Origin of the sequence: Microbacterium sp. XT11, from assembly GCF_001513675.1 — a bacterium.
Lineage (GTDB): Bacteria > Actinomycetota > Actinomycetes > Actinomycetales > Microbacteriaceae > Microbacterium.
The window spans coordinates 1376748-1402928 of record NZ_CP013859.1 but is presented as its reverse complement, the minus strand read 5'-3'; the positions used below and the strand labels follow the sequence as shown (position 1 = coordinate 1402928).

General features: G+C 70.0%; 15 protein-coding genes. 5 read left to right on the top strand and 10 right to left on the bottom strand.

Features of this window, described 5'->3' with window-relative positions; all coding sequences use genetic code 11:
* Nucleotides 1-69: 69 nt before the first annotated feature.
* Nucleotides 70-1446: a polysaccharide biosynthesis tyrosine autokinase gene (locus AB663_RS06450; protein ID WP_067196945.1), complete on the bottom strand. Its 1377-nt coding sequence runs from the start codon at nt 1444-1446 to the stop codon at nt 70-72.
* A gap of 254 nt (nt 1447-1700) precedes the next feature.
* Here AB663_RS06450 and AB663_RS06445 point away from each other — a divergent pair, with 254 nt between their 5' ends.
* The 3 genes from AB663_RS06445 to AB663_RS06435 are packed head-to-tail and all read left to right on the top strand — an operon-like array spanning nt 1701 to nt 5451.
* The gene (locus AB663_RS06445) at nt 1701-2777 is read left to right on the top strand and encodes a polysaccharide pyruvyl transferase family protein (RefSeq protein ID WP_067196942.1); all 1077 of its coding nucleotides are present in this window, start codon (nt 1701-1703) and stop codon (nt 2775-2777) included.
* Nucleotides 2774-3985, top strand: a complete 1212-nt coding sequence (locus AB663_RS06440) for a Coenzyme F420 hydrogenase/dehydrogenase, beta subunit C-terminal domain (protein ID WP_067196939.1) — start codon at nt 2774-2776, stop codon at nt 3983-3985. The genes AB663_RS06445 and AB663_RS06440 overlap by 4 nt, the downstream gene beginning before the upstream one ends.
* A complete protein-coding gene (locus tag AB663_RS06435) occupies nt 3985-5451 on the top strand; it encodes a lipopolysaccharide biosynthesis protein (protein ID WP_067196935.1) in 1467 nt (488 codons plus the stop codon). The genes AB663_RS06440 and AB663_RS06435 overlap by 1 nt, the downstream gene beginning before the upstream one ends.
* Here AB663_RS06435 and AB663_RS06430 read toward each other — a convergent pair.
* From AB663_RS06430 to AB663_RS06395, 8 genes are all read right to left on the bottom strand, one after another.
* A complete protein-coding gene (locus AB663_RS06430) occupies nt 5379-6665 on the bottom strand; it encodes a hypothetical protein (protein WP_067196932.1) in 1287 nt (428 codons plus the stop codon). The genes AB663_RS06435 and AB663_RS06430 overlap by 73 nt on opposite strands.
* Nucleotides 6666-6724: 59 nt before the next feature.
* Complete coding sequence (locus AB663_RS06425; RefSeq protein ID WP_067196930.1) at nt 6725-11404, bottom strand: PKD domain-containing protein; 4680 nt, start codon at nt 11402-11404, stop codon at nt 6725-6727.
* A gap of 237 nt (nt 11405-11641) precedes the next feature.
* Nucleotides 11642-15202, bottom strand: a complete 3561-nt coding sequence (locus AB663_RS06420; protein ID WP_067196927.1) for a PKD domain-containing protein — start codon at nt 15200-15202, stop codon at nt 11642-11644.
* 122 nt (nt 15203-15324) lie between these two features.
* Nucleotides 15325-19848, bottom strand: coding sequence for a PKD domain-containing protein (locus AB663_RS06415; RefSeq protein WP_067196924.1), 4524 nt, complete (start codon nt 19846-19848; stop codon nt 15325-15327).
* The gene (locus AB663_RS06410) at nt 19848-20426 is read right to left on the bottom strand and encodes a hypothetical protein (protein WP_157540941.1); all 579 of its coding nucleotides are present in this window, start codon (nt 20424-20426) and stop codon (nt 19848-19850) included. The genes AB663_RS06415 and AB663_RS06410 overlap by 1 nt, the downstream gene beginning before the upstream one ends.
* Before the next feature lie 99 nt (nt 20427-20525).
* Nucleotides 20526-21164 carry an arsenate reductase/protein-tyrosine-phosphatase family protein gene (locus AB663_RS06405; RefSeq protein WP_067196917.1) on the bottom strand — a complete coding sequence of 213 codons (639 nt, stop codon included), beginning with the start codon at nt 21162-21164 and terminating at the stop codon, nt 20526-20528.
* Nucleotides 21161-22069 (bottom strand): glycosyltransferase family 2 protein, encoded by a 909-nt coding sequence (locus tag AB663_RS06400; RefSeq protein ID WP_067196914.1) that lies wholly within the window; start codon nt 22067-22069, stop codon nt 21161-21163. Before AB663_RS06400 ends, AB663_RS06405 begins: the two co-directional genes overlap by 4 nt.
* A 6-nt stretch (nt 22070-22075) precedes the next feature.
* Nucleotides 22076-22810 carry a CDP-alcohol phosphatidyltransferase family protein gene (locus tag AB663_RS06395; protein WP_067196911.1) on the bottom strand — a complete coding sequence of 245 codons (735 nt, stop codon included), beginning with the start codon at nt 22808-22810 and terminating at the stop codon, nt 22076-22078.
* Between the two features lie 180 nt (nt 22811-22990).
* Between AB663_RS06395 and AB663_RS06390 the strand changes: the two genes are divergently transcribed.
* Both AB663_RS06390 and AB663_RS06385 read left to right on the top strand, forming a co-directional pair.
* On the top strand, nt 22991-23944 hold the full coding sequence (locus AB663_RS06390) for a glycosyltransferase (protein WP_232304680.1): 954 nt from the start codon (nt 22991-22993) through the stop codon (nt 23942-23944).
* Nucleotides 23941-24867 (top strand): glycosyltransferase family 2 protein, encoded by a 927-nt coding sequence (locus AB663_RS06385; protein WP_067196908.1) that lies wholly within the window; start codon nt 23941-23943, stop codon nt 24865-24867. Before AB663_RS06390 ends, AB663_RS06385 begins: the two co-directional genes overlap by 4 nt.
* Here AB663_RS06385 and AB663_RS06380 read toward each other — a convergent pair.
* The gene (locus AB663_RS06380) at nt 24864-26072 is read right to left on the bottom strand and encodes a glycosyltransferase (protein ID WP_067196905.1); all 1209 of its coding nucleotides are present in this window, start codon (nt 26070-26072) and stop codon (nt 24864-24866) included. The genes AB663_RS06385 and AB663_RS06380 overlap by 4 nt on opposite strands.
* Between the last annotated feature and the right edge of the window lie 109 nt (nt 26073-26181).

The window sequence follows — 26181 nt, the reverse complement described above, 5'->3', positions numbered from 1 at the left end:
GGCCTTTTCGTTGCACAACAAGAGTCACCCGCCGTCGAACGGCGAGCCCCCACTCCGCAGATCAGGGTATCAGGCCGACCCCGACTTCTCCTCGGTGTAATAGGTCGTGCGACCGCGAGCGAGCCGCACCTTGTTCAGCACGATGCCGATGATCGACGCACCGGCGCCCTCGAGGGTGCGGATCGTGGCTGCCAGCTGCGGCCGGCTCGTCTTGGACGCGTCGACGACGATCACGACGCCGTCGGCCAGCGGCGCCAGCAGGTTGGTGTCGGCGACCGTCAGCACGGGCGGCGAGTCGATCACGACCACGTCGTTGCCCTCGCCTGCCTCGTCGAGCACGTCGGCGAAGGCGTGCGAGGTGAGGACGGACGCCGAGTTGGGAGGCACCTCGCCCGACAGCAGCAGGTTCGGCCCCGACGCTCGCCACGGCACCACGGCCTCGGACAAGTCGACAGAGCCGAGCACGACGGAGGTGAGGCCGACCGAGGAGTCGAGGCCGAAGATCTCGCCCGCGCGCGGACGGCGCAGATCGGCGTCGATGAGCAGCGTGCGCTCTCCCAGGTCGGCGAGCGTGACCGCGAGGTTCGCCGAGAACGTGGACTTGCCCTCGGCCGGCGACGCGGAGGTGATCAGCAGCCGCCGGGACTCGCCGTCGACGTTGGCGAACGCCAGTGCCGACTGCACCCGGCGGAAGTCCTCGGCGATGTGGCTGCGGGGTTCGCGCACGGTGATCAGGCCGGCATCCGTGCCCCGTTTCGTGCGCGTGATCGACCCGAGGTACGGCAGGTCGGTGACCCTGGCCAATGCGGCCTCGTTGCGCACCTTGGTGTCGGCGATCGTCGCGATGAACGCGACGAGGATGCCGAGCACGAGCCCAAGCACGCCGCCGAGGGCGCCGTCTCTGCTCTTGTTGGGCAGCGACTGGAACTGCGGCACGACGGCCTCGTCGATGACGGAGGGAACGATCGTGGGCTTCTGGTCGACGCTCTTGGCGACGATCTCCTCGACGGCGCCGGAGAGCTCCTCCGAGATGGCGTTCGCGATCTCGGCCGCCCGCTTCGCGCTGGTCGAGGTGACCTCGACGCTGAGGATCGTGGTGTCCTGCGGGATCGTGATGGCGATGTTGCGCGTGAGCTCCTTGGGCGTGGAGTCGAGGCCCAGGTCGTCGATCACCGGCGCCAGCACGCGCGACGAGGTGGCCAGCTGCGCGAACGAGAGCATCTGCGACTGCGTGTAGGTGGATCCCTGGTTGAGGTCGGTGCCGGTCGTGCCCTGGTTCATCGCGAAGTACAGCGTGGCCGTCGATTGGAACTGCGGCGTCGTGGTGGACGAGATGCCGTACGCCACGGCACCGCCGATCACCGCCATTCCGATGATCACGTACCAGAACTTGCGGATCGCCGCCCACGCACTGCCGAGGCTCCACCCCGTCGCGTCAGCCTTCATCCCTGCCCCCTCGATGCCGACATCACCGCCTCCCCTCGACGGCGTCGCCGTCGAAGCGGCGCTCTCACATGCTAGCCGACGGCCGCATCGATACCTGGGGAAGCGACGAGAGCGGTGCTAAGATGACAGGGCCTCGCCGTATCCTCGTACGACGCGCGCGGCACTCATCTGGGGAGATGTGCGGTCGCCACGACCGCGTCTGAAGGGCAGCGGCTCGACCGTGAACGGGGCACGTCGGAGTCGAGGGGGTTTACGTGCGCGTTCTCATCGCATGGGCGAACGATTCCAGCGTCAATCTCGGGGTGCGCGCTCTGGCGCGGGGCTCCGAGGACCTGGTGCGGACCGTTTGGCCGGACGCCGAGTTCACACATCTCAACTACGGCCGGCGCCAGCCGGAGGTGCCGTGGAGTCCTCGTGCGCTGGTGCGCGAGCGGGTCACCGGACGCCTCGGCATGCAGCGCTGGCTGCGCGGCTTCGACCTGATCTGGGACACGCGCTCCGGTGACAGCTTCGCCGACATCTACGGCCTCACGCGCCACACGACCATGTCGCTGCTGCACGAGTTCGCGCAGCAGGCGGGCGTGCCGGTGGTCATGGCCCCGCAGACGATCGGCCCGTTCCGCACCAGGCGCGGGCGCGTGCTCGCGCGGCGCAACCTGCGCCGCAGCAGGCTCGTGTTCGCGCGCGACGTCGTGAGCGCATCCGCGTCCGCCGAGCTGGGTCGCCCCGTCGCCGCGGTCACGAGCGACCTCGTGTTCGGGATCGACCAGCCGACGCCGGCTGCCGAGAAGCGCGACGTGCTGCTGAACGTCTCCGGTCTGCTGTGGAACGACAACCCGCACGTCGACGCGGAGCGGTACCGCGCCAGCATCCGCCGGATCATCGACGAGCTGCTCGCCGGCGGGCGCACGGTCACGCTGTTCCCCCACGTGCTCGATTCGCAGAGCCACGACAACGACGTGCCGGTGAGCCGGGATCTCGCCGCCGAGTACGACGGCAGGGTCGACCTGGTCGTCCCCGCCGATCTCGAGGACGCCCGGTCGATCATCGCGGCCGGCGAGCTCGTCATCGGGGCCCGGATGCACGCATGCCTGAACGCCCTGTCGACGGGCACGCCCGCGGTGGCCATGGCGTACTCGCGCAAGTTCGCCCCGCTCATGGAGGCGGTGGGCTGGGATCACGTCGTCTCGATCACCGAGCAGGGCGAATGGGCGGATGCCGTTCTCGCCCACGCCGCAGCGCCGGCGCTGCGCGAGCAGGCCGAGAAGGCCCGAGACAGGGGACGCGCACTTCTGGAACCGCTGGTCGCCGGGCTGAGGACCTCGCTGTGACCACCCTGCAGGAGCGGATCGCCGACGTCGTCTCCCGCGACGCCTGCTCCGGCTGCGGGCTGTGCCCCCGGCTCGATCCGGGCGTGCGCATGCAGCTCGACGACCGCGGGTACCTGCGCCCCGTGCTCGACGGCGAATCCGCCCCCGTCGATGATGCGGTCGCCGTCTTCGATCGCAGCTGCCCCGGTATGCGCATCACCGCCCCCGAGGCACCGGCGGATGCCGAGCACGACGCGCTTCTCGGCCCGAACGTGGGTCTGTGGCAGGCGTGGGCGACGGATGAGGACGTCCGCAAGGCCGGAAGCAGCGGCGGTGCCCTGACGGCGCTGCACGCCTGGCTGCTCGAGACCGGTCGCGCGGCCCGGATCACGGGCGCCGCGGCCGAGCGCACCGCTCCGCGGCGCACCGTGCCGGTGACGATCACGACCCGGGATCAGGCACTCGCGGCGGCGGGCAGCCGCTATGCGCCCGTCGGCGCCCTCGAGAACCCCGACGCGTTCCGCAGCGACAGCGCGGTGGCGGGCAAGCCGTGCGAAATCGCCGCGCTGCGCGCCGCCGCGCCCGACGTCGTCGACGGCGAGGCGCCGCTGCTGCTGTCGTTCTTCTGCGCGGGCACGCCGAGCCAGAAGGCCACCGACAGCCTGCTCGACGAGCTCGGCATCGCACCCGACCGCCCCGTCGACGCCCTGCGGTATCGCGGCAACGGCTGGCCGGGTCGCTTCACGGCCCGCAGCGGAGACACCGAGGTGTCGGCCGACTACGACGAGTCGTGGGGGCGTGTGCTCGGGCCCACGACCCAGTGGCGCTGCAAGATCTGCCCAGACGGGGTCGGCCAGGCTGCCGACATCGTCTGCGCGGACTCCTGGGAGACCGACGAGCGCGGCTATCCCACGTTCGCCGAGGGCGACGGCATCAGCGCGCTCATCGCCCGCACCGCACGCGGTCGCGAGACGATCCTCGCCGCCGTCGACGCCGGCGTCATCGCCGTGCGCGCGCTCAACGGACGTCACCTGCGCGACGCGCAGCCGCTGCAGACCGCACGGCGCCGGTTCCTCTTCGCGCGCCTGCTGGGGTCGCGTCTGGCAGGCAGGCGTCCGCCACGCTACCGGGGCTTCGGGCTCATCCGGCTCACCGTGTCTCGTCCCCGCGAGGCCGTGCGCGTCATGCGCGGCACCTTCCGGCGCGTGCGCGCGGCGAGACAGAGCTGATGGTCTCCTCGCTCGCGCACTCGGCGGCACGGGGCGCGTACTTCACCCTCGCCGCGCAGGCCGCGCGGATCGTCCTGCAGCTGCTCTCCGTGGTGATCCTCGCGCGCATCCTCTCCCCCCACGATTACGGACTGCTCGCGATCGTGCTCGTCGTCGTCGGCCTCGGGGAGATCTTCCGCGACTTCGGGCTGACCTCGGCGTCCATCCAGGCGCCGGAGCTGTCGGCGGGCCAGAGAGACAACCTGTTCTGGATCAACGCGGGCATGGGCGTCGTGCTCACGGCCGTGATGTTCTCGCTCTCGTGGGCCATCGGCGCCGTCACGGGCAAGCCGGAGCTCGTCGGCATCTCCCAGTGGCTGTCGCTGTCGTTCCTGCTCAACGGGCTGGCGACCCAGCACCGCGCCAACCTCATGCGCGATCTCAAGCTGCGCCCGCTCGCCGTGATCGACGTGGCGTCGTCGGCGATCGCCCTCGCCGTGGCGATCGCCGTGGCCATCGCCGGCGCCGGTTACTGGGCGCTCGTGGTGCAGCAGCTCGTGACGTCGATCGTCGTGCTGGCGGGGGTCGTCATCGCGGGGCGCTGGGTTCCCCGTCTCTATTCGCGGTCGCACCCCGTGGCGCAGATGGTGAACTTCGGGTGGACGCTCGTCGCGACCAACCTCATCGGCTACGCGTCGCGGCAGATCGACACCGTGCTGATCAGCTTCCGGTTCGGAACCGTGCCGCTCGGCCTCTACAACCGGGCGTTCCAGCTCATCATGACGCCTCTGGCACAGGTGCGCTCTCCGCTGCAGTCGGTCGCCCTTCCCGTGCTGTCGAGGGTGCAGCAGGATCAGCCGCGCTTCGAGAACTACGTCACGGCCGCGCAGCTCGCCCTCGGGTTCCTCTTCGGCATCCCGGTCGCGATCGTCGCCGGGCTCGCCGAGCCCGTGGTCGACATCATGCTGGGAAGCCGCTGGGCGGAGGCCGCCCCGATGCTGCGCATGTTCGCCATCGCCGGCATCCTCACCACCGTCTCGTTCGTCGGGTACTGGGTGTACCTCGCCCGCGGCCTCGGCGCAGAGCTGCTGCGCTACACGATCGTGACGGCGCTCCTGAAGGTCGTGTGCATCGTGATCGGCTCGTTCTTCGGCATCCTCGGCGTGGCCGTCGCCTTCGCGGTGCATCCCGCTCTCGCGTGGCCGATCTCGCTGTCCTGGCTGTCGCGCATCACGCCGATGCCGCGTCGGCAGCTCTACCAGGGCGCCTGCCGCATCATCGCGGTCTCCCTCGCGGCCGGCCTCGCGGCGTGGGGCGCAGGACTGATCGTCGCGGGCACGAGCTCCTGGCTGCAGCTGGCCGCTGGCCTGGTCGCCGGGCTCGCCGTCTCGGCCTGTGCCCTGGTCGTGCCCGCCTACCGCCGCGACGCGAAGACGCTGTCGGCATTCGTGCGGCTCATGCTCACCAGGGAGGGCCGCGCCTCCTGATCGTCGCCGTCGTCGCTCTGCCACCAGGCGACGGCGAGACCGACGAGGAACCAGAGGTAGGAGCCGGCCTGCGTGATGAGCGCCACGGCGAAGATCGCCGGCAACTGCGCGGCGACGGCGATCGCCGGGGGCGAGGCCTTGCCCGGCCGGAGGATCGACAGTCCCACCGCGACGAGCGCCGCCAGGAGCAGCAGCGACGGGATCCATCCGAACCGCAGCGCGAAGACGAGGAACGCGTTGTCGATCGACTTCGCGTAGGCGCCCAGATACTCGCCGCCGACCGTGCGTCCCGTCCAGTCGCCGGCGCCGCCGAACACCTGCACCTGGGACACGAGCGAGAACAGTCCGGTGCGGTAGTCGGCGCTGCCCCCCGCCTCGTCGCCCGCTTCGGAGAAGATCGTCCCGACGAACGGGATCACGACGAGGGCACCGAGCACGGTCAACGCCGCGACCGACCAGCGCATGGCCCGGTCGAGACCGGGCAGGAGGAGCACAGCCAGCACCACGGTGAAGACGAGGGTGAGCATGCCGATGCGGCTGATCGTCGTCACGGTCGCACCGGCCAGCAGTCCGAGGGCGATGAGGCGCACCGCGACGGGCCACCGCGCGGCGACGACGAACGCCGACGACATCGCCAGCCCCGCGCCCAGCGCGATCGAGTGGCCCCACGCCCCCTCGACGCGCAGCCGGTCGGCGCGCACTTGGAGAGTCCCCCACGTGGCGTACAGATCGCCGCTCATCGACGGCAGCATCACGAACACGTTCGTCCCCGTGGCGAACTCGACGAGCCCGAACACGGCGGCCGCGACGGCGACCGCCGCGAGCACCCGCGTCACGAACGAGCGGTTCAGTCGCGCGAGCACCAGCCGGCCCCACACGTAGGGCAGCACCCACTCGAGCAGTGCGATCACCGTGGCCGCGAGCGTGGCCGCCTTCAGCGCGAACAGCACGGCCGCCATCAGGGCGAACACCGCCATGATCAGGTCGATGCCGTTCAGGCGGATGTCCGAGATGCTCGTCACCACGGCGACGAGGGTGAGCAGCGTGATCGCCGACCAGAAGAAGCCGACGGTCACCCCGAGCCACACGGGCACGAAGAACAGCACGAGGGCCCACAGCACGAAGGTCAGGCGCGGGCTCGCGCGCGAGAGCAGCACGCCGATCACGCCGACACCCGCGGCGATGCCCGCGAGCAGGAGGGTGCTCGCGTTCATGGGGCTCGCCGATTCCGCGCGTCAGACATCAGCACGAGCCTATGGCACCCCGACGGGAATCACCCGTTGTCGACGACGCGGACGCTGTCGATCCGCACCGTCGACGCTCCCGTCGCAGAACTCACACGGTTCGCGTGCACACCGACGGAGCCGGTGGCGTCGATCGCGCTCGCGTCGACGGCCGTGCTCTGCCACGCCGCAGGCTCCGCCGTGCCGTGCGCCCACAGCTTCGCCGAGATCGTCGTGGATGCTCCGCCCGAGACATCCGCCTTGAGGGTGAAGACGTCGCCCGCACCCCAGCTCACCCCGGGCAGCTGCGTGGCGGAGAGCACCGTCGATCCGCGCTGGATCACGATCCACACGGTGCCGTTGGCGTTCAACCACGACCGCACCAGGTAGTTCCCCGCCGCGCCGGACCTGGCGATCACGCCGGCGTACACCGAGCCCGTCGCCGGGGCCGTGTCGACGGAGAAGTCCGCGGAGACGGTGACGTTCTGGGCGGACACGTCGCCGAGCACCATGTTGCGGGTGCTGCCGGCGGCCAGGGTGAGCACCCCGGCGCCATCGGCGACCGATGCCGCGGACGCTGCACCGCCCGACAGCGTCCATGCGCCGCCGATGTCCGCCGCGCCCCAGCCCCCGGTGACCGTGCGCCCGAAGTCGTCGCTGGCGATGGTGCCCGGATCGGCCGGGTTGACCGGGTCGGCGGCGATCGTGACCTGCCCCGTCGCCGTCGCCGTGGCGCCGTCATCGTCGGTGACCGTGAGCGTCACCGTGTACGTGCCCGCGGCCGCGTAGGTGTGCGAGGCCGTGGCGCCGGCCCCCGCCGGCGAGCCGTCGCCCCAGTTCCACGAGTACGAAGCGATCGTGCCGTCGGCATCGCTCGAGGCCGACGCGTCCACGCTCACCGTCTTGTCGGACACGGAGCTCGTGAAGGAGGCGACGGGCGCCTGGTTCACGGGCTCGGGCTCGGCGGCCGTCAGATCGGTCACCCGCAGTGCGTCGAACGCGAACTCCGCCGTCGAGGTGGAGCTTCCGCCGCGGTTCGCGTGCACGCCCGCCCAGCCGGCGCCCTGCAGGCCCGGAGTCGAATCGGTGGTCGTGAGCTGCCAGTCCGCGGGCTCCGGTGTGCCGTCCTTCCAGGTCTTCGCCTGGATCGTGGTCGGCGACGATCCCGTCACCTGCACGGAGAGCCGGAACACGTCGCCGGCCGCCCACGTCGTCGCGAGGGCCTTCGAGGTGAGCACCGTGCCGCCCTGCTGGATCACGAGCCACAGCTTTCCGTCGTTGCGCATCCACACGCGCACGAGGTACTCGGCCGTGGCCGACTTGCGCGCGCTCACCCCGATGTAGGAGCTGCCCGTGGAGGGCGCCTGGTCGGACGAGTACGTCAGGGTGGTCAGCGTGTCGGACAGCGATGTCGACGCGAGCGCGATGGTGCGCGTCTGGCCGGCCGCGAGCGTGAGCAGACCGCGCCCTCCGCCCACCGACGCCACCGACGACGACCCCGACGTCACCGTGTACGCACCGCCTGTCTCGGCCGATCCCCAACCCGACGTCGCGGTGCGTTCGAAGTCGTCGCGGATCGCGAACTGCTGATCGGCGACGGCGAGTGTGCGCGTGGTCTGTGCGCTGGCGCCGACGCTGTCGGTCACGGTGAGGGTGATGGTGTACTCGCCATCCGCCGCATAGGCGTGGGTGGCGGTCTTCCCCGTCCCCGGCGCTGTGCCGTCTCCCCAGTTCCACGAGTAGCCCAGGGTCGCGGCATCCGATGCGCTGGACGCGCTGGCGTCGACGCTCGCGACGAGGGCGGATGCCGAGACCGTGAACGCCGCGACCGGCGCGGCGTGCGTCGCCGAGATGTCGCGCGAGGCGGTGCCCTGACCGCCGCGGTCGTCGGTCACGGTGAGGGTCACACGGTACGTGCCGGGAGCGCTGTAGGTGTGCGTCGCCGTGGCACCGCTGCCGGCGGCCGAGCCGTCGCCCCAGTCCCACGAGTACGAGGCGACCGTGCCGTCGGGGTCGGACGATCCCGATCCGTTCACCGAGACGGTCAGGCCGGATGCCGTCGCGGTGAACGCCGCGGTGGGCAGGACGTTGGGTCCCGTGACCGCGACCTCCTTCGTGACGGTGCCGACCAGGCCGCGGCTGTCGGTGACCTTCAGGGTCACGTCGTACGAGCCGGTCGCGGCGTAGGCGTGCGTCGGGGTGGCCCCCGTTCCCGTGGCACCGTCGCCGAAGTCCCACTGGTAGGAGGTGATGCTCTGACCGGCGTCCGCGGTGCTGGCCGTGGCGTCGAACGCGACGGTGAGGTCGCTCGGCGTGGCCGTGAACGCGGCCTGGGGCGCCTCGACGCCCGCACCGACCGCGAAGTGGTTCGCGACCTGGGCCGCGGTCAGCGCCGAGGGGTACACCGCGAACTCGTCGACCGTGCCCTGGAACTCCCACCTCGCGGGGGCGTTCGGCCAACCGTTCATGTTGTCGCCGCCGACGCGCCAGTATCCGCCGTAGCCCTGCGCATCGGTGACCGATGCGTCCTGCGCGACCAGCGCTCCGTCGACGTACAGCTTCATGCCGTCGGAGCCGAGGGAAGCGGCAACATGGTGCCACGCGTTGTCGTTGTACGACGCGCTGGAGGTGATCGTGCGCACCCCGCCCGGATAGACGCCGAAGGTGAGGCGGCCGTTGTTCTGCATGTACAGGTGACGGTCGTAGCTGTCGGAGAAGTCGGTCTGCTTGTTTCCGAAGCCGAAGATCTTGCCGCCGCTGGTCGTGTTCGTCTTGAACCACACCTCGGCCGTGAACTCGTTCGGGCCGTTCGTGGACGATCCGGACGAGATGAGCCCCGAAGTGGTGCCGTCGAGCCGCGAGGCCGAGGTTCCCGTCGTGCCCTCGACCGCGCCCGGCGTGGCGACGCTCACGCCGCTTCCGAGCTGCGGGGAGGCTCCTCCTGCCCAGTTCGACGTCGTGGTGCCGAGCGGGTAGTAGAGCTGGGCTCCGTCGTCGAGCACGGCGTCGGCGTAGTCGGACGAGACGCCGGTGGATGCCGTGGCGGTGACCGGCTGACTGGTCACGGCGTTGCCGTCGCCGTCGACGGCACGCACGGTATAGGTGTAGGTCGAGCCGGGGGTCACCGTGGTGTCGCTCAGCGATACCTGCGGCGTGTTCCACCACCCCGAGGCGACGACCTTCTGGTCGACCGCTCCGCTCGTGCCCGTGCGCAGCAGCTGGTAGGTGAGATCGCGGTCGTCACGATCCCAGTTCGCGGGGATCGAGACGCGGATGCGCCCCGGCGACGCGGTCGCGGCGGTCGGCGCGGCCCAGGCTCCCGACGACAGGCGTGGTCCCTGCTTCGCGCCGGTGCTCGGAGTGGTCGAGAAGCGCACGATGCCCTGGTAGCGCTGCCCGTTCACGCTCGTGAACTCGCCGGCCACCGAGATGTAGTCGCCGGCACCGGTGATCGTCAGCCCCGCCTGGCCGAGGCCCGATGCGGTGCCGACCGTGAAGTCGGGGAACCACGAGTACGCCGAGGGAGAGGGCGTGCCGCTCCAGTCCTGGTAGATGCTGCCGACGGACGGCGAACGGCTCAGCGTGCCCTCGGCCGTCGTGGTGTACGCCTCCACGTAGCGGTACTGTCTCGTGGACTGCTCCGGCCACAGGTTCACGGTGTCGCACTGGTGGGTGTGGCTGGTCGAGTACACCACCGAGCCGTTCGAGTACACGCCGTAATGGTCGCCGTGGCAGTCGGACACCCAGCGGATCGCTCCCGTGCCGGCATCCGCCGCGAACACGCCCTCGAGGTTGCCCGTCGCGACGTCGGCGAACACCCATCCGGTGCCGTAGACGCCGGTGTCGTCTGTCGAGAGCGCGAAGATGCCCGCCTTGCCGTTGGGGGCACCGTTCTTGACCGTGCCGTTCGCCTGCCAGGCCGTGTTCACGACGCCCGAGACCGGGTCGATCGCCGACAGCCCCCGCTGAGAGGTGAGGCCGTTGACCGACGAGAACCGCCCGGCCGCGATGATCTGCGTGCCGTCCGGGTCGGCGACGAGGGCGTCGACCTGCTGGTCGGTGACGGGCGCCCAGGCCCGCAGCGCGCCGTTCGAGGCCGCGAAGGCGGCGAGGTTCTTGCGTGTGACACCGTTCGCCTGCGTGAAGCTGCCGCCGACGTAGACGGAGTCTCCGAGCACGGCGATGCCGTAGACGCCGGAACCGCCGATCGCGGGCGAGAACCCCGGAACCAACTGGCCCGTCTGCGCATCGAGCGCTGCGAAGCCCCAGCGCGCCGACCCGTTTACCTGCGTGAACGAGCCGCCGATGTACACCCGTGTGCCGTCGGGCGAGGCGGCGATGGCCTTGATCACGCCGTTCACCGAGGGGGCGAAGGGCAGCAGTGCGCCGGTCGTGATGTCGTAGGCGAGGATGTTGCTGCGCGGCGTCAGGTTCGTGCCGGGCTCGGCCAGGGCCGACCGTGCGTTCGAGAAGCTCCCGGCGGCATAGACCCTGTTGCCGATCGTGGTCTGCGCCCAGACGTAGCCCGAGTCGATCTGCACGGTCGGCAGCGCATCGGCCGTCACGACGTCGTCGGTGCGCTGCAGATACGGCGCCTTCGTCGCGGGGACGTCGGCGGATGCCGCGCCGGGCGCGACCAGCGCTGCGCCGAGGACGAGGGCTGCGCCGAGTACGGCGGCGACGGCGGTGCGCCAGGGAGCGTGCGTGGATGCTGCGGACTGCGTGCCCATCAGGTGGCCTTTCCGGTGGTGGCTGCCGGCGGCTCCCCGACGGCACGGCTGACGGAGCCTGTGGCCGGATGGCCAGACGCAGAGCGTTCGGACAGCGCCGAACTCCCCGATCGGCGCGTGCACCAGTGACGGTTCACGTTCTCCCCAGTTTCCCCAGTTGTGGCTGCAGCCCCCCGTCTGCAGTATCGATATACTACTGCGCGAATCGAGAGCTGTCGAGGTGGAAACCGCTCGTCGTCAGTGGTTGTCGATGACGCGGAAGTTGTCGACCGTGACCATCGCGGTGCTGGTCGCCGAGCTCGCGCGACTCGCGTGCACACCCACCGCGCCCGCTGTCGTGATCCCCGACGTGTCGGTGAACGTGCTCTGCCAGCCCGACGGCTCCGCCGTGCCGGTCTTCCACACCTTCGCCGAGACAACCGTCGACGCATCCCCCGACACATCGACCTTCACCGTGAACACGTCACCCGCACCCCGAGTGAGCCCCGGCACCTGGTAACTCGACAACACGGTCGACCCCTTCTGGATCACCAACCACACCGACCCGTTCGTGTGGAACCACACCCGGGTCGTGTAATTGCCCGACGCGGTCGACCGGGCGATCAGACCCGCATACGTCGACCCCGTCGACGGCTCCGCATCGATGCGGAAGTCGGCCGACAGCGTCACGTTCTTCGCCGACACCGCGTTCAGCGTCACGTTCCGGGTGCTGCCAGCCGCCAAAGCCAGCCGCCCCGCACCATCCGACACCGACGCCGCCGACACCGCACCACCGGCGACCGTCCACACGCCACCGACATCCGCCGTACCCCACCCCGGCGAACCCGACCGCTCGAACGCATCACGCGCCACCGCCGGATCCACCACCGGCGGATCGGTCACGACGACCTGAGCGGTCTTCGTGCCCGTCGCACCCTTGTCATCCGTCACCGTCAACGTCACCGTGTACGTACCAGCCGCCGCATACGTGTGCGACGCCGTCACACCCGAACCCGCAGCAGAACCATCACCCCAATCCCACGCATACGACGCCACCGTGCCATCAGCATCCGACGACCCCGCACCATCCACCGACACACCCAGATCCACCACCGACGAAGTGAACGACGCCACCGGAGCCACATTGGGCGCCAGCACCGTGACCTGCGCCGTGGAGGTGCCGATCAGTCCACGACCGTCGGTCACCGTCAGGGTCACCGTGTAAGTGCCCGCCGCCACGAACTCGTGCGTGGCCGTCTTCCCGGTCGCGGTCTTGCCGTCACCGAAGTTCCACGCATAGGTGGCCGTCTGTCCGGCTTCCACGGTCGAGCCGCTGCCATCGACAGCGACCGACAGAGCATCGGCGGTCGAGGTGAACGACGCCGATGGTGCCTTCAGCCCCTTTCCCACGGCGAAGTGAGTCGCCACCTGCGCGGCGCTCAGCGCCGACGGGTACACGGCGAACTCGTCGATCGTGCCCGAGAAGGCGGCCGACGTCGGAGCGCTGGGCCATCCGCTCAGGGTGTCGTAGCCGATTCGCCAGTACCCTGCGTAGGACTTCTGCGCCGAGCTGACGGATGCGTCCTGCGCGGCGATCTTGCCGTCGACGTACAGCGCCATTCCCGCGGGGCTCACCATCGCGACGACGTGATGCCACTTTCCGTCGTTGTACGCCGAGGTCGTGCTGATCGTCCTGCGCTCGGTGCCGGGGTAGACGCCGAAGGTCAGCCGCCCGTTGTTCTGCATGTACAGGTTGCGGTCGTTCGAGTTCGAGGCCCCCGTCTGCGAGCCGCCGTAGCCGAAGATCTTGCCGCCCTTGGTCGTGGTCGTCTTGACCCATGCCTCCACGGCGAAGTCGTCGTCTCCCTGCACTGCCGTCGGCGACGACACACGGCCTGCCGTGGTGCCGTTGAAGGCCGACGCCGCGCCACCGGTCGTGCCGGTGACCGCCCCCGGCTTCGACGCCGTCACACCGGTGCCGAAGACCGGAGCGGTTCCACCGGCCCAGTCCGTCTTGGCGTTGCCGAGCGGGTAACAGATCTCCGCACCGTCACGGCGCACGGTCTTGGTGTACAACGACGTGTCACCGCTTGCCGCCGTCACCGTCGCCTCCTGGCTGAGAGCTGCGTTGCCGTCGGCGTCGACCGCACGCACCGTGTACGTGTAGCTCGTGCCGGCGACCGCGGTCGCGTCCTCGAGCGTCACCGTGCCCTTGTCCCACCACACGGATGCGACCGTCGTCTGAGCGACCGGCTGCGATGTGTCGGAACGCAGGAGCTGATACGTGAGGTCCCGGTTGTCACGGTCCCAGTTCAGCGGGATCGACACGCGCACGGGCACGTCTCCCTGCACCGTCGGCGCCGCCCACGAGCTTCCGCTCAGGCGCGGGCCCTGCTTCGCGCCGCCCGCGGGCTTCGTCGAGAAGCGGACGATGCCCTGGTAGCGCTTGTTGTTCACGCTGACAAACTCACCGGCGACCGCGATGTAGTCGCCGGCGCCGGTGATCGACAGACCCGCCTGCCCCATACCGGTCGCGGTTCCCACGGCGAAGTCGGGGGTCACCGGGTACGCCGACGGCGACGGCGTACCGCTCCAGTCGGAGTACGTGGGGCCCGTGTAAAGACTGCGCGAGAGGGTGCCCTCGGCGGTCGTGGTGAAGGCGTTGAAGTAGCGCCACGTGCGCGGGCTCTGTTCGGGCCACAGGTTCGCCGTCTCGCAGGTGTGGATGTGGCTCGTCGTGTAGACCGTCGTACCCGTGGAGTACACGCCGTAGCTGTCACCGTGGCAGTCGGCCACCCACCGGACCGCACCGCTGCCGGCCTCGGCGGCGAACGCGCCCTCGAGGTTGCCGCGGGTCTCCGGGGTGTTGCCCAGCGACCATCCGGTGCCGTACACCGACGCGTCGTCGGTGGTGAGACCGAAGATGCCCGAGTACCCGTTCGCGGTGTTGTCGGGGGTGCCGTTCTGCACCGTCGTCGCCGCGGCCCACGTGGTGTCGAGCGCACCGGTCGACGGATCCAGTGCCGCGAGACCGCGCTGCACGGCACCGTTGACCCGGTAGAAGCGACCGCCCGCGATCACATGGTTTCCGCCCGGTTCCACCACCATGGTGTCGACCTGACGATCCGCCGTGGGTGCCCAGGGCTGCAGGGCGCCGTTCGAGGCGGCGAGGGCGGCGAGGTTCTTGCGGGCCACACCGTTCGCCTGCGTGAAGAACCCGCCCAGATACACGGTGTCGGCCGTCGCCGCGATCGCATACACACCCGTGCCACCGATCGCCGGAGCGAACCCCGGCACCACGGCACCCGTCGCCGCATCCAACGCCGCGAAGTTGTACCGGTTCGCACCGTTCACCTGAGTGAACGTCCCACCGATGTAGACCCGCTTCCCATCCGGCGACGCCGCGATCGACTTGATCACACCGTTGACCACCGGCGCGAACGGCAACAACCCACCGGTCGTGATGTCGTAGGCGAGGATGTTGCTGCGCGGTGTCAGATTCGTGCCCGGCTCAGCCAACGCCGCCCGGGCGTTCGAGAAGCTCCCCGCCGCATACACCGTGTTCCCGATCGTGGCCTGCGCCCACACATACCCCGAATCGATCTGCACCGTCGGCAACGGATCCGACGTCACCACATCATCTGTGCGCTCCAACAACGGCGCCTTCGCCGCCGGCACCGCCGCCTGCGCCGCCCCCGGCACCGCCACGAGCAGCCCCGATGCCACGACGGCGCCGACGGCGAAGGCGACGACAGATCGCCACCGCGAGTCGGATGCTCGCCCTTCCCCAGCGCGCGTCGCGATCGACGCGCCCCCCATGGTTCGATGAATCCCCACGTGTCTTCCCCCAGATTTCCCCAGCGGCGACATTCCCCAGACAGTCGCCGTCTCACACGGCGGCACGCCTGTGCCGCCGACGTTTCCTCCGGTCGCTCTTCGCGTCAGTCGTTGTCGATGACGCGGAAGTTGTCGACCGTGACCATCGCGGTGCTGGTCGCCGAGCTCGCGCGACTCGCGTGCACACCCACCGCGCCCGCTGTCGTGATCCCCGACGTGTCGGTGAACGTGCTCTGCCAGCCCGACGGCTCCGCCGTGCCGGTCTTCCACACCTTCGCCGAGACAACCGTCGACGCATCCCCCGACACATCGACCTTCACCGTGAACACGTCACCCGCACCCCGAGTCAGCCCCGGCACCTGGTAACTCGACAACACGGTCGACCCCTTCTGGATCACCAACCACACCGACCCGTTCGTGTGGAACCACACCCGGGTCGTGTAATTGCCCGACGCGGTCGACCGGGCGATCAGACCCGCATACGTCGACCCCGTCGACGGCTCCGCATCGATGCGGAAGTCGGCCGACAGCGTCACGTTCTTCGCCGACACCGCGTTCAGCGTCACGTTCCGGGTGCTGCCAGCCGCCAAAGCCAGCCGCCCCGCACCATCCGACACCGACGCCGCCGACACCGCACCACCGGCGACCGTCCACACGCCACCGACATCCGCCGTACCCCACCCCGACGAACCCGACCGCTCGAACGCATCACGCGCCACCGCCGGATCTTCCACCGGGTCGACGGGGCCGACCGGATCAACCGGATCGACAGGATCAACGGGGTCGACAGGATCAACCGGGTCGACCGGGTCAACGGGATCCACCGGGTCGACCGGATCCACCGGGTCAACGGGATCCACCGGCGCGGCGAGGTCGGTCACCCGCAGCGTGTCGAACGAGAACATCGCCGTCGAGGTCGCCGTCGAACCGCGCGACGCATGCACGCTCGCCCATCCCGAACCCTGAAGGCCGGCGGTCGAATCGGTCACGCTCAGCTGCCAATCGGCCGGGGCGGTCGTGCCGTCCTTCCAGGTCTTCACCTGGATCGTCGTGGGAGACGACCCCGACACCTGCACGGCGAGGTGGAACACATCGCCCGCGCTCCACGTCGCAGGCAAGGCCTGCGTGCCGATCACGGTCGCGCCCTGCTGCACGACCAGCCAGACACGGCCGTCGTTGCGCAGCCAGACTCGCGCCAGATACTCGCCGGATGCCGACTTGCGGGCGCCGACCCCCACATACGATGTGCCCGTCGACGGCGCCTGGTCCAGCGCGTAGGTCACCGTGGTCAGGGTGTCGGCCAGATCGATCCCCTGCAGCGCGAGGTTCCGTGTCTGTCCCGGCGCCAGCGTCAGCAGGCCGCGGCCGTCGGCGACCGATGCCGCCGAGGCCGACCCCGACATCGGCGTGTACAGGCCGCCCGTCTCGGCGGATCCCCACCCGGAGGCGGAGGTGCGCTCGAAGTCGTCTCGCACCGCGAACTGCTGATCCGCCACCGTCACGGTGCGCGTCGCCTCAGCAGTCGCGCCGAGCGAGTCCGTTGCCGTCACCGTGATCGTGTACGTCCCGGACTGCGCATAGCTGTGCGTCGCCGTGACGCCGGAGCCGGCGTCTGTGCCGTCGCCCCAGTTCCACGAGAAGCTCAGCGTCGCGGCATCCGATGCCGTCGACGCCGAGGCGTCGACGCTCACGTCGAGGGCGTTCGCCGTGACCTCGAAGGCTGCGGCCGGCGCGGCGTGGGTCACCACGACCTCACCGGTCGTCGTCGCGACCCCGCCGCGATCGTCGGTCACGGTGAGCGTGACCGTGTAGGTGCCGGCCTTCGCGTACGTGTGCGATGCGATCGCCTCACTGCCCGGATCGGTGCCGTCACCCCAGTTCCACGAGTAGGAGGAGATTGTGCCGTCGGGATCCGCCGACGCTGTGGCGTCGACCGACGCGGTGAGCCCGGACACGGTCGACGTGAACGTCGGATCCGGCAGCACGTTCGCCGCCAGCACGGTCACGCTCTGCGCGGAGGCGCCGATGACGCCTCGACTGTCGGTCACGGTGAGCACGACTTCATACGTTCCGGGCGTCTTGTAGTCGTGCGTCTGCGTGCGACCTGTCGCCGTGGTGCCGTCGCCGAAGTCCCACGAGTAGCCGGTGATGCTCTGACCGGTCTGCGCGGCGGACGCGGAGGCGTCGACGCTCAGCGACAGGTCGTCGATCTCGGCGGTGAACGATGCCGTGGGTGCTGTGAAACCGTTGCCGATCGCGTAGTGGTTCGCCACCTGCGCTGCCGTGAGCGCGGTGGGATACACCGCGAACTCGTCGATGCGACCGGTGAACAGGCCCGACGAGGGCTGACTCGGCCACCCGCTCAGGCTGTCGTACCCGACGCGCCAGTAGCCGGATGCCGAGCGTGCCGAGGTGACCGAGGAGTCCTGCGCGACGACCCGGCCGTCGACGAACAGCGACATGCCCGAGGCGTCGAGCGTCGCGACCACGTGGTGCCACTGGTTGTCGTTGTAGCGCGCGGTCGAGGTGACCGTCTTGCGCGTGCCGGGATTCACACCGAACGAGAGCCGGCCGTCGTTCCGCATGTACACGACGCGGTCGTTCGACGACGACGATCCGCTCGACGACGAACCGAAGCCGAAGATCTCGCCTCCGCTGGTGGTCGAGGTCTTGAACCATGCCTCTGCCGCGAAGTCGTTGTCACCTGCCGTCGCCTTCGGAGCGGAGACGCCGCCCTGCGACCACCACGACGAGGCGAACGACGAGGCGGTCTGGCCCGTCACACCCTGCACGGCACCGGGGCTCACCGAGCTCACACTGCTCGTGAAGCGCGGGGCGGAGCCACCCGCCCAATCGGCGGTGATCGACCCGAGCGGGTAGTACAGCTCCGCCCGATCGTCGAGCACGGCATCGACGTAGTCGGAGGTCGTACCGGCGGCCGCCGTGACGCTGACCGGTCGGCTCAGCGCCGAGTTGCCGTCGGCGTCCACGGCCCTCACGGTGTACTCATACCGGGTGCCCGGTTCTGCTGAGCCGTCGCGCAGCGTGACGCTCTGCCGGTCCCACCACACCGAGGTCGCCCTCACGCGATCGACGGGTTCGGCGAGGTCCGAACGCAGCAGCTCGTAGGTGAGATCCCGGTTGTCGCGGTCCCAGTTCGTCGTGGTCGACACGCTGACGCGGCCGGGAACGCCGGTCGATCCCGTCGGGGTGCCCCAGTCGCTCCCCGAGAGCCTTGGCCCCTCCTTCGCGCCGCCTGCGGGCTTGGTCGAGAAGCGGACGATGCCCTGGTAGCGCTTGTTGTTCACGCTGACGAACTCGCCCGCGACCGCGATGTAGTCGCCGGCGCCGGTGATCGACAGCCCCGCCTGCCCCAGACCGGTCGCGGTTCCCACAGCGAAGTCGGGGGTCACCGAGTACGCCGACGGCGACGGCGTACCGCCCCAGTCGGTGTACGTCGACCCGGCCGTCTCGCTGCGCGACAGTGTGCCCTCGGCCGTGGCCGTGAAGGCGAGCATGTACCGGTAGGTGCGCGTGCGCTGTTCGGGCCACAGGTTCACGGTCTCGCAGGCGTGCGTGTGCGAGGTGGTGTACACCGTCTTGCCGGTGGAGTAGACGCCGTAGTTGTCGCCGTGGCAGTCGGCCACCCAGCGGATCGCCCCACTGCCGGCCTCGGCGGCGAACGCACCCTCGAGGTTGCCGCGGTTGGTGCCGACATAGGTCCAGCCCGTGCCGTAGACGCCAGTGGCGTCGGTCGTCAGGCCGAAGACGCCGGAGCTCCCGTCGGTGGAGCCGTTCTTCACGGTGTTCGCCGCCGCCCATCCGGTGTCGATGGCACCGGTGCTGGGCGAGAGGGCCGCGAGGCCGCGCTGCACCACGCCGTTGACGCGATAGAAGCGGCCGCCGACGATCACGTGATTTCCGCCCGGTTCGATGGCCATGCTGTCGACCTGCAGATCGGTCGTGGGATTCCAGGGACGCAGCGCGGCGTTCGAGGCGTCCAACGCCGCCAGGTTCTTGCGTGCGACGCCGTTCGCCTGCGTGAAGCTGCCACCCAGGTACACGGTGTCGGCGGTCGCCGCGATCGCATAGACACCCGTGCCACCGATGGCGGCCGAGAAGCCCTGCACGACGGCGCCGGTCTGCGCATCGAGGGCGGCGAAGTTGTACCGGTTCACACCGTTCACGGTCGTGAACGTCCCGCCGATGTAGACCCGCTTGCCGTCGGGCGACGCGGCGATCGACTTGATCACACCGTTCACCGTGGGCGCGAAGGGCAGCAGGGCTCCGGTCGTGATGTCGTAGGCGAGGATGTTGCTGCGCGGCGTCAGGTTCGTGCCCGGATCAGCCAGCGCAGCGCGGGCGTTCGAGAAGCTCCCCGCCGCGTACACCGTGTTCCCGATCGTGGTCTGCGCCCACACATACCCCGAATCGATCTGCACCGTCGGCAACGGATCCGACGTCACCACGTCCTCCGTACGCTCCAACAACGGCGCCTTCGCCGCCGGCACCGCCGCCTGCGCCACACCCGGCACCGCCACGAGAGTCGCGAACGCGAGCACCACACCAAGACCGGCAGCAAGCCCCGCACGCCACCCCGACCCGACACGCGACCTCTGAACGGCCATCACGAGACCTTCCCCGAGAAGATCGCCACAGGCTCCCCCGCGGCATAATTCACCGACACCGTGACGGCACGATCCTTCGCCGACCCCAGCATGAACACATACCGACCCGTCACCGACGCGCCCGGCTTCACCGACCCCGCCAACGGCTCCGGATCACCCGCCGTCGTCCCGACACCGACCTCACCGTCATCCGCCGACAACATCACCACCGCGGACTCGAGATCCTGCGCCTCGTCCGACTCGTTCGACGCCGTCACCTCGACCACGACCGCCGACCCCGACACCTCACCCGGCGTCTGCGCCTCGACCGTGACCGCCGTCACCGACGACACCACCACCGAGACACCCGTCTCGAACGCGACCGTCTCCCCGACCACAGCCTCCTGCGTCGGCAACGGCGCCGCCGTCTGCGGACCATCACCCGCATCCGACCCCGCACCACCCGGCGGCAGGATCTGCGACGCCGACGGCGACGGCGACGCAGAGGCACCACCCGACGACCCACCCGGCGCACACGCCGACAGCAACAGTGCCGCAACCGCGACACCAGCAACAGAACAAGACAGCGTCGTCACCATAGAACGACGCGTGGACCATGAACGGTTCACGAAGAATCCCCAGTTTTCATCCCCATGTGCCCACTCCCCACAAGGGGCACTCGGGGGGAGTCTACCGCATCAGCGTTCCGTCTCTCGTCCCGTCGCAAGGAACGGCAGTGTCGGGTCCTGGATCAGCAGCCGCACGAGCTCGGAGACGGTCTGCTGCACCTGCGTCAGGGTCGCCGTGTGCGCGCGGCGACCGGCCGCATGACCGTCGGCGATGTCGAGCGGGTTGCTCGGCGTCCGCCAGCGGGAGACGCGATGCTGCGGCAGCTGGCGCAGACCCCTGCCCGCATCGAGGTGGGCGGCGAAATCGCGCACGAGGTCGTCGCCGACCGCTCCCGACGCCGGCCGGTAGCCCGCTCCGAGCCACAGCGCCTCACGCAGCGTGAACACTCGCCGTCGAGCGCCGGGCACGAGCGAGACCACGGCGGCCCTCGACCCAACGGATGCGGTGAGGATCAGCTCCGCCGCCTCGACGGCATCCGCGTCGAGCTGCCGTGACTGATGAGCCCGCACGCGGCGCAGCCACGGCTCGTCGTCGTTCAGGTCGGCGACCATGCGGCAGGCCGAGTGCGCGGTGAGCGCGTTGGCGCCCCTGCTCTCGACGGTGATGTCGGCCAAAGACGAGTGCAGAGCGAACTCCGAGGCGAGCATCAGCTCTGCGGCGACCGAGCGGCACACGTTCGCGTCGCACACCGTGAGGATGCTGCTCATCGCGCACCGGCCCCGGTCGCGCCTACTCGGCGTCCGTCGCGGATCCCGCGCAGGAAAGCGCGCCACGGCGCCGGCGAGAGCAACTGACGTCGTCCGCCCTGCAGCAGGATGCCGTAGCCGACCCGCAGGTCCGAGCGGCGCCAGCGGCGCACGCCGTCGCGGTCGAAGTGCTTGCGGGCGTACATCATGCGGTTGCGGATGTTGTAGTAGTAGTACGTCGGCGACTTCGCGCGGTCGCGCGTCTCGTCCTCGTGCGTGCCGCCCTCGTCGTGCACGACCACCGCGTCATGGTCGAGCACGAGCGCGCCGCCCGCGTCGAGCACGCGATGGGACAGGTCGATGTCCTCCCAGTAGAGGAAGTACTCCTCGTCGAAGCCGCCGAGCTGCGACCACATCGCCGCCGAGAGCGCGAAGCACGCCCCCGTCGCCCATTCGCGTCGCGGCCTGCCCTCGTGGCGGGGCCGGGCGGCGCGGCCTGCGGTGGTGCCGTCGTCGAGATAGAGATCCGAGCCGGCGAACCAGTTGGCGCCGCTGCCGGTGACGATGCGTGGCGAGACGAGGTCGCGCGTTCCGCGCGCCGCCTCGACGATCCGCCGCAGGTCGGCGCCGCCGATGCGTGCGTCGGGGTTCAGCGGCACGATGACATCGACGCCCTGCTCGAGCGCGTGGGCCGCGCCGGCGTTCGTTCCGCCCCCGTAGCCGCGGTTGTCGTCGAGAAGCACGCATTCGGCTCCCAGGTCGGCGGCCACACGGCGCACCGCCTCGCGCTCGGCCTGCGAGCTGAAGCTGTCGACGATGACGAGCCGGCCCCGCGGCGACAGGTCGAGCTCGGCGAAGTTCTCCCGGATCAGAGCGCTCGATCCGTAATTGACCGTGACGACGGCGAACGTGGCCTCTCCTGTCATGGTCGCTCAGTCGTTCGCCGCGTCGAGCGCGCGGATCTCGCGGAACCACCTGACGGCCGCGAGCGCGAGGAAGAGCCCGTTGAAGGCCGCGAGCAGGGCGTACACGACGAGGAACCCTGTCGTCCATCCCCACAGCACGAAGACGACGCACAGCAGGCCGAAGTCGGTGGGCAGCAGCATCATCGAGCGCAGGAACGTGCCTCCGCCACGGGAGTGGGTCGATGCCACGCCCTTCTTCTGCTTGAGCAGGTCGTTGAGCAGCATGCCGAAGAAGGTGACGACCGCGACCACCGAGTACACGAGCGGAACGAGCAGCCACGGGCTTCCCGCGAGCGGCGTGTGCAGGTGCAGGGCCAGCAGCACGACCAGGTGCAGCGAGGCGATCTTGAGGGCGTCGATGAAGTGGTCGAGCCACTCGCCGGCGAGGCTCCCGCCGCCGCGCAGGCGTGCGATCTGCCCGTCGGCGGAGTCCCAGGCGTATCCGAGTGCGAGCAGCACGGCGACGAGCAGCCCGCTCCACCATGTGGCCGGCAGCACCAGGAGCAGCACGAGCGCGCCGAAGGTGTGCACGGCGCTGATGCCGGTGGCCTGGTTCGGGCTGATGCCCCAACGGAACGCCGCAGCCGCGAGCATCCGCCCGATCCTCCGGTTCACGTACACCGAATAGCCGGGCGCGCCGCGCGCGTGGCCCTTCTGCGCTGCGGCCAGCTCTCGATATGCGGCAGCGAAGGTTGCTGACATGTCGTTTCCCCCTACGTCCTGACCCTGGGCACCCCACATGCCCGGATCATTTCGACCAGTGTAGAGCGGCACTGCTGGCACACTGGAACCATGGGGAACAATTCAGGGGGTTCTGCGCGCCCGATTCGGGTGATGCAGTCATTCGGCGCACCGCGCCCGACATCCAATCCGTACGTGCACATGCTCGACGCCGCTCTGGCGGCGACTCCGGGGGTCGAGCACCTGCGCTTCGACCGGAAGAAGGCGCTGTTCGGGCGTCTCGACGCCATCCAGTTCCACTGGCCGGAGACGCTGTTCGGTGCGGCGACCGGGGTGAAGGGGCTGGCCCGGCGTGCATACGCCATGGCATTGCGCGCACGCCTGTCGCTGGGGAGGGTCGCTGTCGTCCGCACGGTGCACAACGTCGAGCTGCCCAAGGACGTCTCAGCGTGGCAGCGCCGGTACCTCGAATGGATCGAGCGCCGCACCGACCATCGGATCCTTCTGAACGATCTCACCGAGCTTCCCGCCGGTGCCGGCTCGACGCTGATCCCGCACGGCCACTACCGTGACTGGTTCGCCGATGTCGAGAAGACGGATGCCGTGCCAGGCACGCTCGGATTCGTCGGGCTCGTGCGTCGCTACAAGGGCGTCGAAGACCTCATCCGCGTGTTCCGCGAGACGGCGGACGAGGCGCCGGAGCTTCGGCTGCGCATCGCCGGCAATCCCACCAGCGCCGAGATCGCCGACGAGGTGCGCGCCGGCGCGGCGGCGGACGGACGCATCGAGCTCGACCTGCGCTACCTCTCCGAACCCGACTTCGCCCGCGCCGTGATGCGCAGCGCCGGCATCGTGCTGCCCTATCGCTTCATGCACAACTCGGGAACGGTCCTCGCCACGCTGTCTCTGAACCGTCCGGTGCTCGTCCCCCGCACGGCCGTAAACGAGGCCCTTTCCGCCGAGGTCGGCGAAGGGTGGATCACGATGTTCGACGGCGATCTGTCGGCATCCGACCTGCTCGCGTTCGCCGAGGCGATACGCACACTGCCCGCCGGCGAGCCCGACCTCTCCGCCCGCGACTGGGACCGCGCAGGGGTCGCACACCGCGAGGCGTTCTCCCGGGCGATCGCACACCGGCGCGGGGCGCGACGATGACCGCCGACACGCGCGACCCTCGTCTGCTCATCGCCGTTCCCACCTTCCGTCGTACACACCTGCTGCCTCCGCTCGTCGAGGCCATCACGGCGCAGACCGCGGGGAGGCGAGCGCGAGTGCTGCTCGTCGACAACGACCCCGACGCGTCTGCCCGCGAGGTCGCCGCGGAGTTGGGGGTCGACTATCTCTCGGAGAAGACCCCTGGCATCGCCGCGGTACGCCAAGCGGCGCTCGACGCGGCGGCCGACGACGAGCTCACCGTGATGATCGACGACGACGTCTTCCCCGAGGAGCGGTGGCTGGGCGGCCTCGTCGACGTCTGGCGCGACACCGGTGCCGCCGTCGTGATGGGCTTCGTGCGCTATGTGTGGCCGGAGGGCACCGACCCGTGGATCGCCGCGGGTGGCTTCATGCGGCGCACACGCTTCCCCAACGGGCACAGGCTCGATTCGCTCGCCACCGGGAACGTGCTCGTCGACACCGCGCAGGTGCGCGCCCTCGGCGTGCGCTTCGACCTGTCACTGGGCCTCATCGGCGGCGAGGACACGACGTTCGGTCGCGCGGTCATGGCCGCAGGCGGCGTCATCGTGGCGTCGGCCGACTCCGTCGCCCGCGACGACATCGTGCCGGAGCGCACGACGCGGGAGTTCGTGCATCGGCGCGCGATGTCCCACGGTCAGGCGCGCGTGCGCCTGCTGATCCGCGAGGCCGACGGCTGGAAGCGTCCCTTCCTGCACGTCGCGCACTTCTTCGGCGGCCTGATCCGCTGGGTCGTCTTCTCGGTCGGCCGCCTGCTGGCGACGCTGCGCGGCGACGTCGCTGCGCACGCCGTGTTCCAGCGCCGCACCTGGTTCGCGCAGGGCCGCATGCTCGCGGCCCTGGGGAGGGTCACCGGGGAGTACGCGCGGCCCGCGAAGTCCTAGAGCTCGCCCGGCCGCGTCGCCTCGGCGTCGATCGCCCTGAGCACGCGGAGAGCCGCGGTGTCGGTCGACGGCCCGTCGGCGGCATCCGTCCTCCGCCGTCCGCGCGGCGCGTACACCACGAGCGAGTGGAACAGGAAGCGCGCGAAGAAGGCGACGATCAGCGAGAGCGCGGTCGCGAGCACACTCGAGATGTGCCAGGTCTCGACCATGAGAGCCATGACCGGGATGCGCAGCCCCGCCTCGACGTTGTTGAAGGCGAACGAGGTAAGGAAGCGCATCGCCGGACTCCTGGCGTCGTTGCGCATGTCGGCGAAGACGAAGCGCTCCTGGAGCAGGAAGTTCCCGACGATCGTCACCTCGGCGCCGATGACCGCGGCGAGCACGTACGGCACGCCCGCCGACGTCAACGCCCACATGATGCCGAGGTTCAGCACGGCGCCGATGACGCCGATGAGGGCGAACAGCGACATCTTGCCGAAGCGCAGCCTGGTCAGGTGTGCGAGGAACGTTGCCCCCTGGCGCATGCTCGCCTTCGAGGTGCCGTGCCGGCGCTCGGCGAACGCCATCGGCACCTCCGCGATGCGCAGGTCGGTGCGGGCGAGGATCTCGAGCAGGATCTTGAAGCCCTGAGGCCGCAGCGCGTCGAGGTCGAGCCTCGCCCTGTCGACGAGGAAGAAGCCCGTCATCGGATCGGTGCTGCGCGCCAGGCGGATCGGGAACATCGCCCTCGTCAGCCAGGTGGCGATCCGTGACACGCCGAATCGCACGGCGGTGCCGAGGCCGCTGGTGTCGCCCCCGCCGATGTAGCGCGATGCGGCGACCACGTCGGCATCGCCGGCCGCGTGCCGCGCGAGCAGGGCGGGTAGGAGCTCGGGCGGATGCTGGAGGTCGCCGTCCATGACGATGCAGAGGTCGGATGCCGCGGCCTGAAGCCCGACCACGACCGCGCCGCCGAGGCCGCCGGTGTTGTGCTCACGGTGGATCACCCGCACCGGGAGCGGCGCGTGTTCCGCGATCCGGGCGATCTCACGCGGCGTGTCGTCGGCGGAGTCGTCGACGAAGAGGATCTCCGCGCTGCGTCCGTCGAGGGCCCGCGCTGCCCGTGCCACGAGCTCGGCGATGTTGTCGCGCTCGTTGTACGTCGGCACGATGACCGTGACGGCTGTGCTCACTGCTCCCCCTGTCGTGCGCGTCGGATGCGGCATCCCATGATTCCATGTCCGCCTTTGCGCGCGTCCGACGGCCGATCCTGCTAGTCTGAACGGATGCGGCTGTGGGAGCCGCTGAGCGGATGGGGATCCGCTCTCTGGGGAA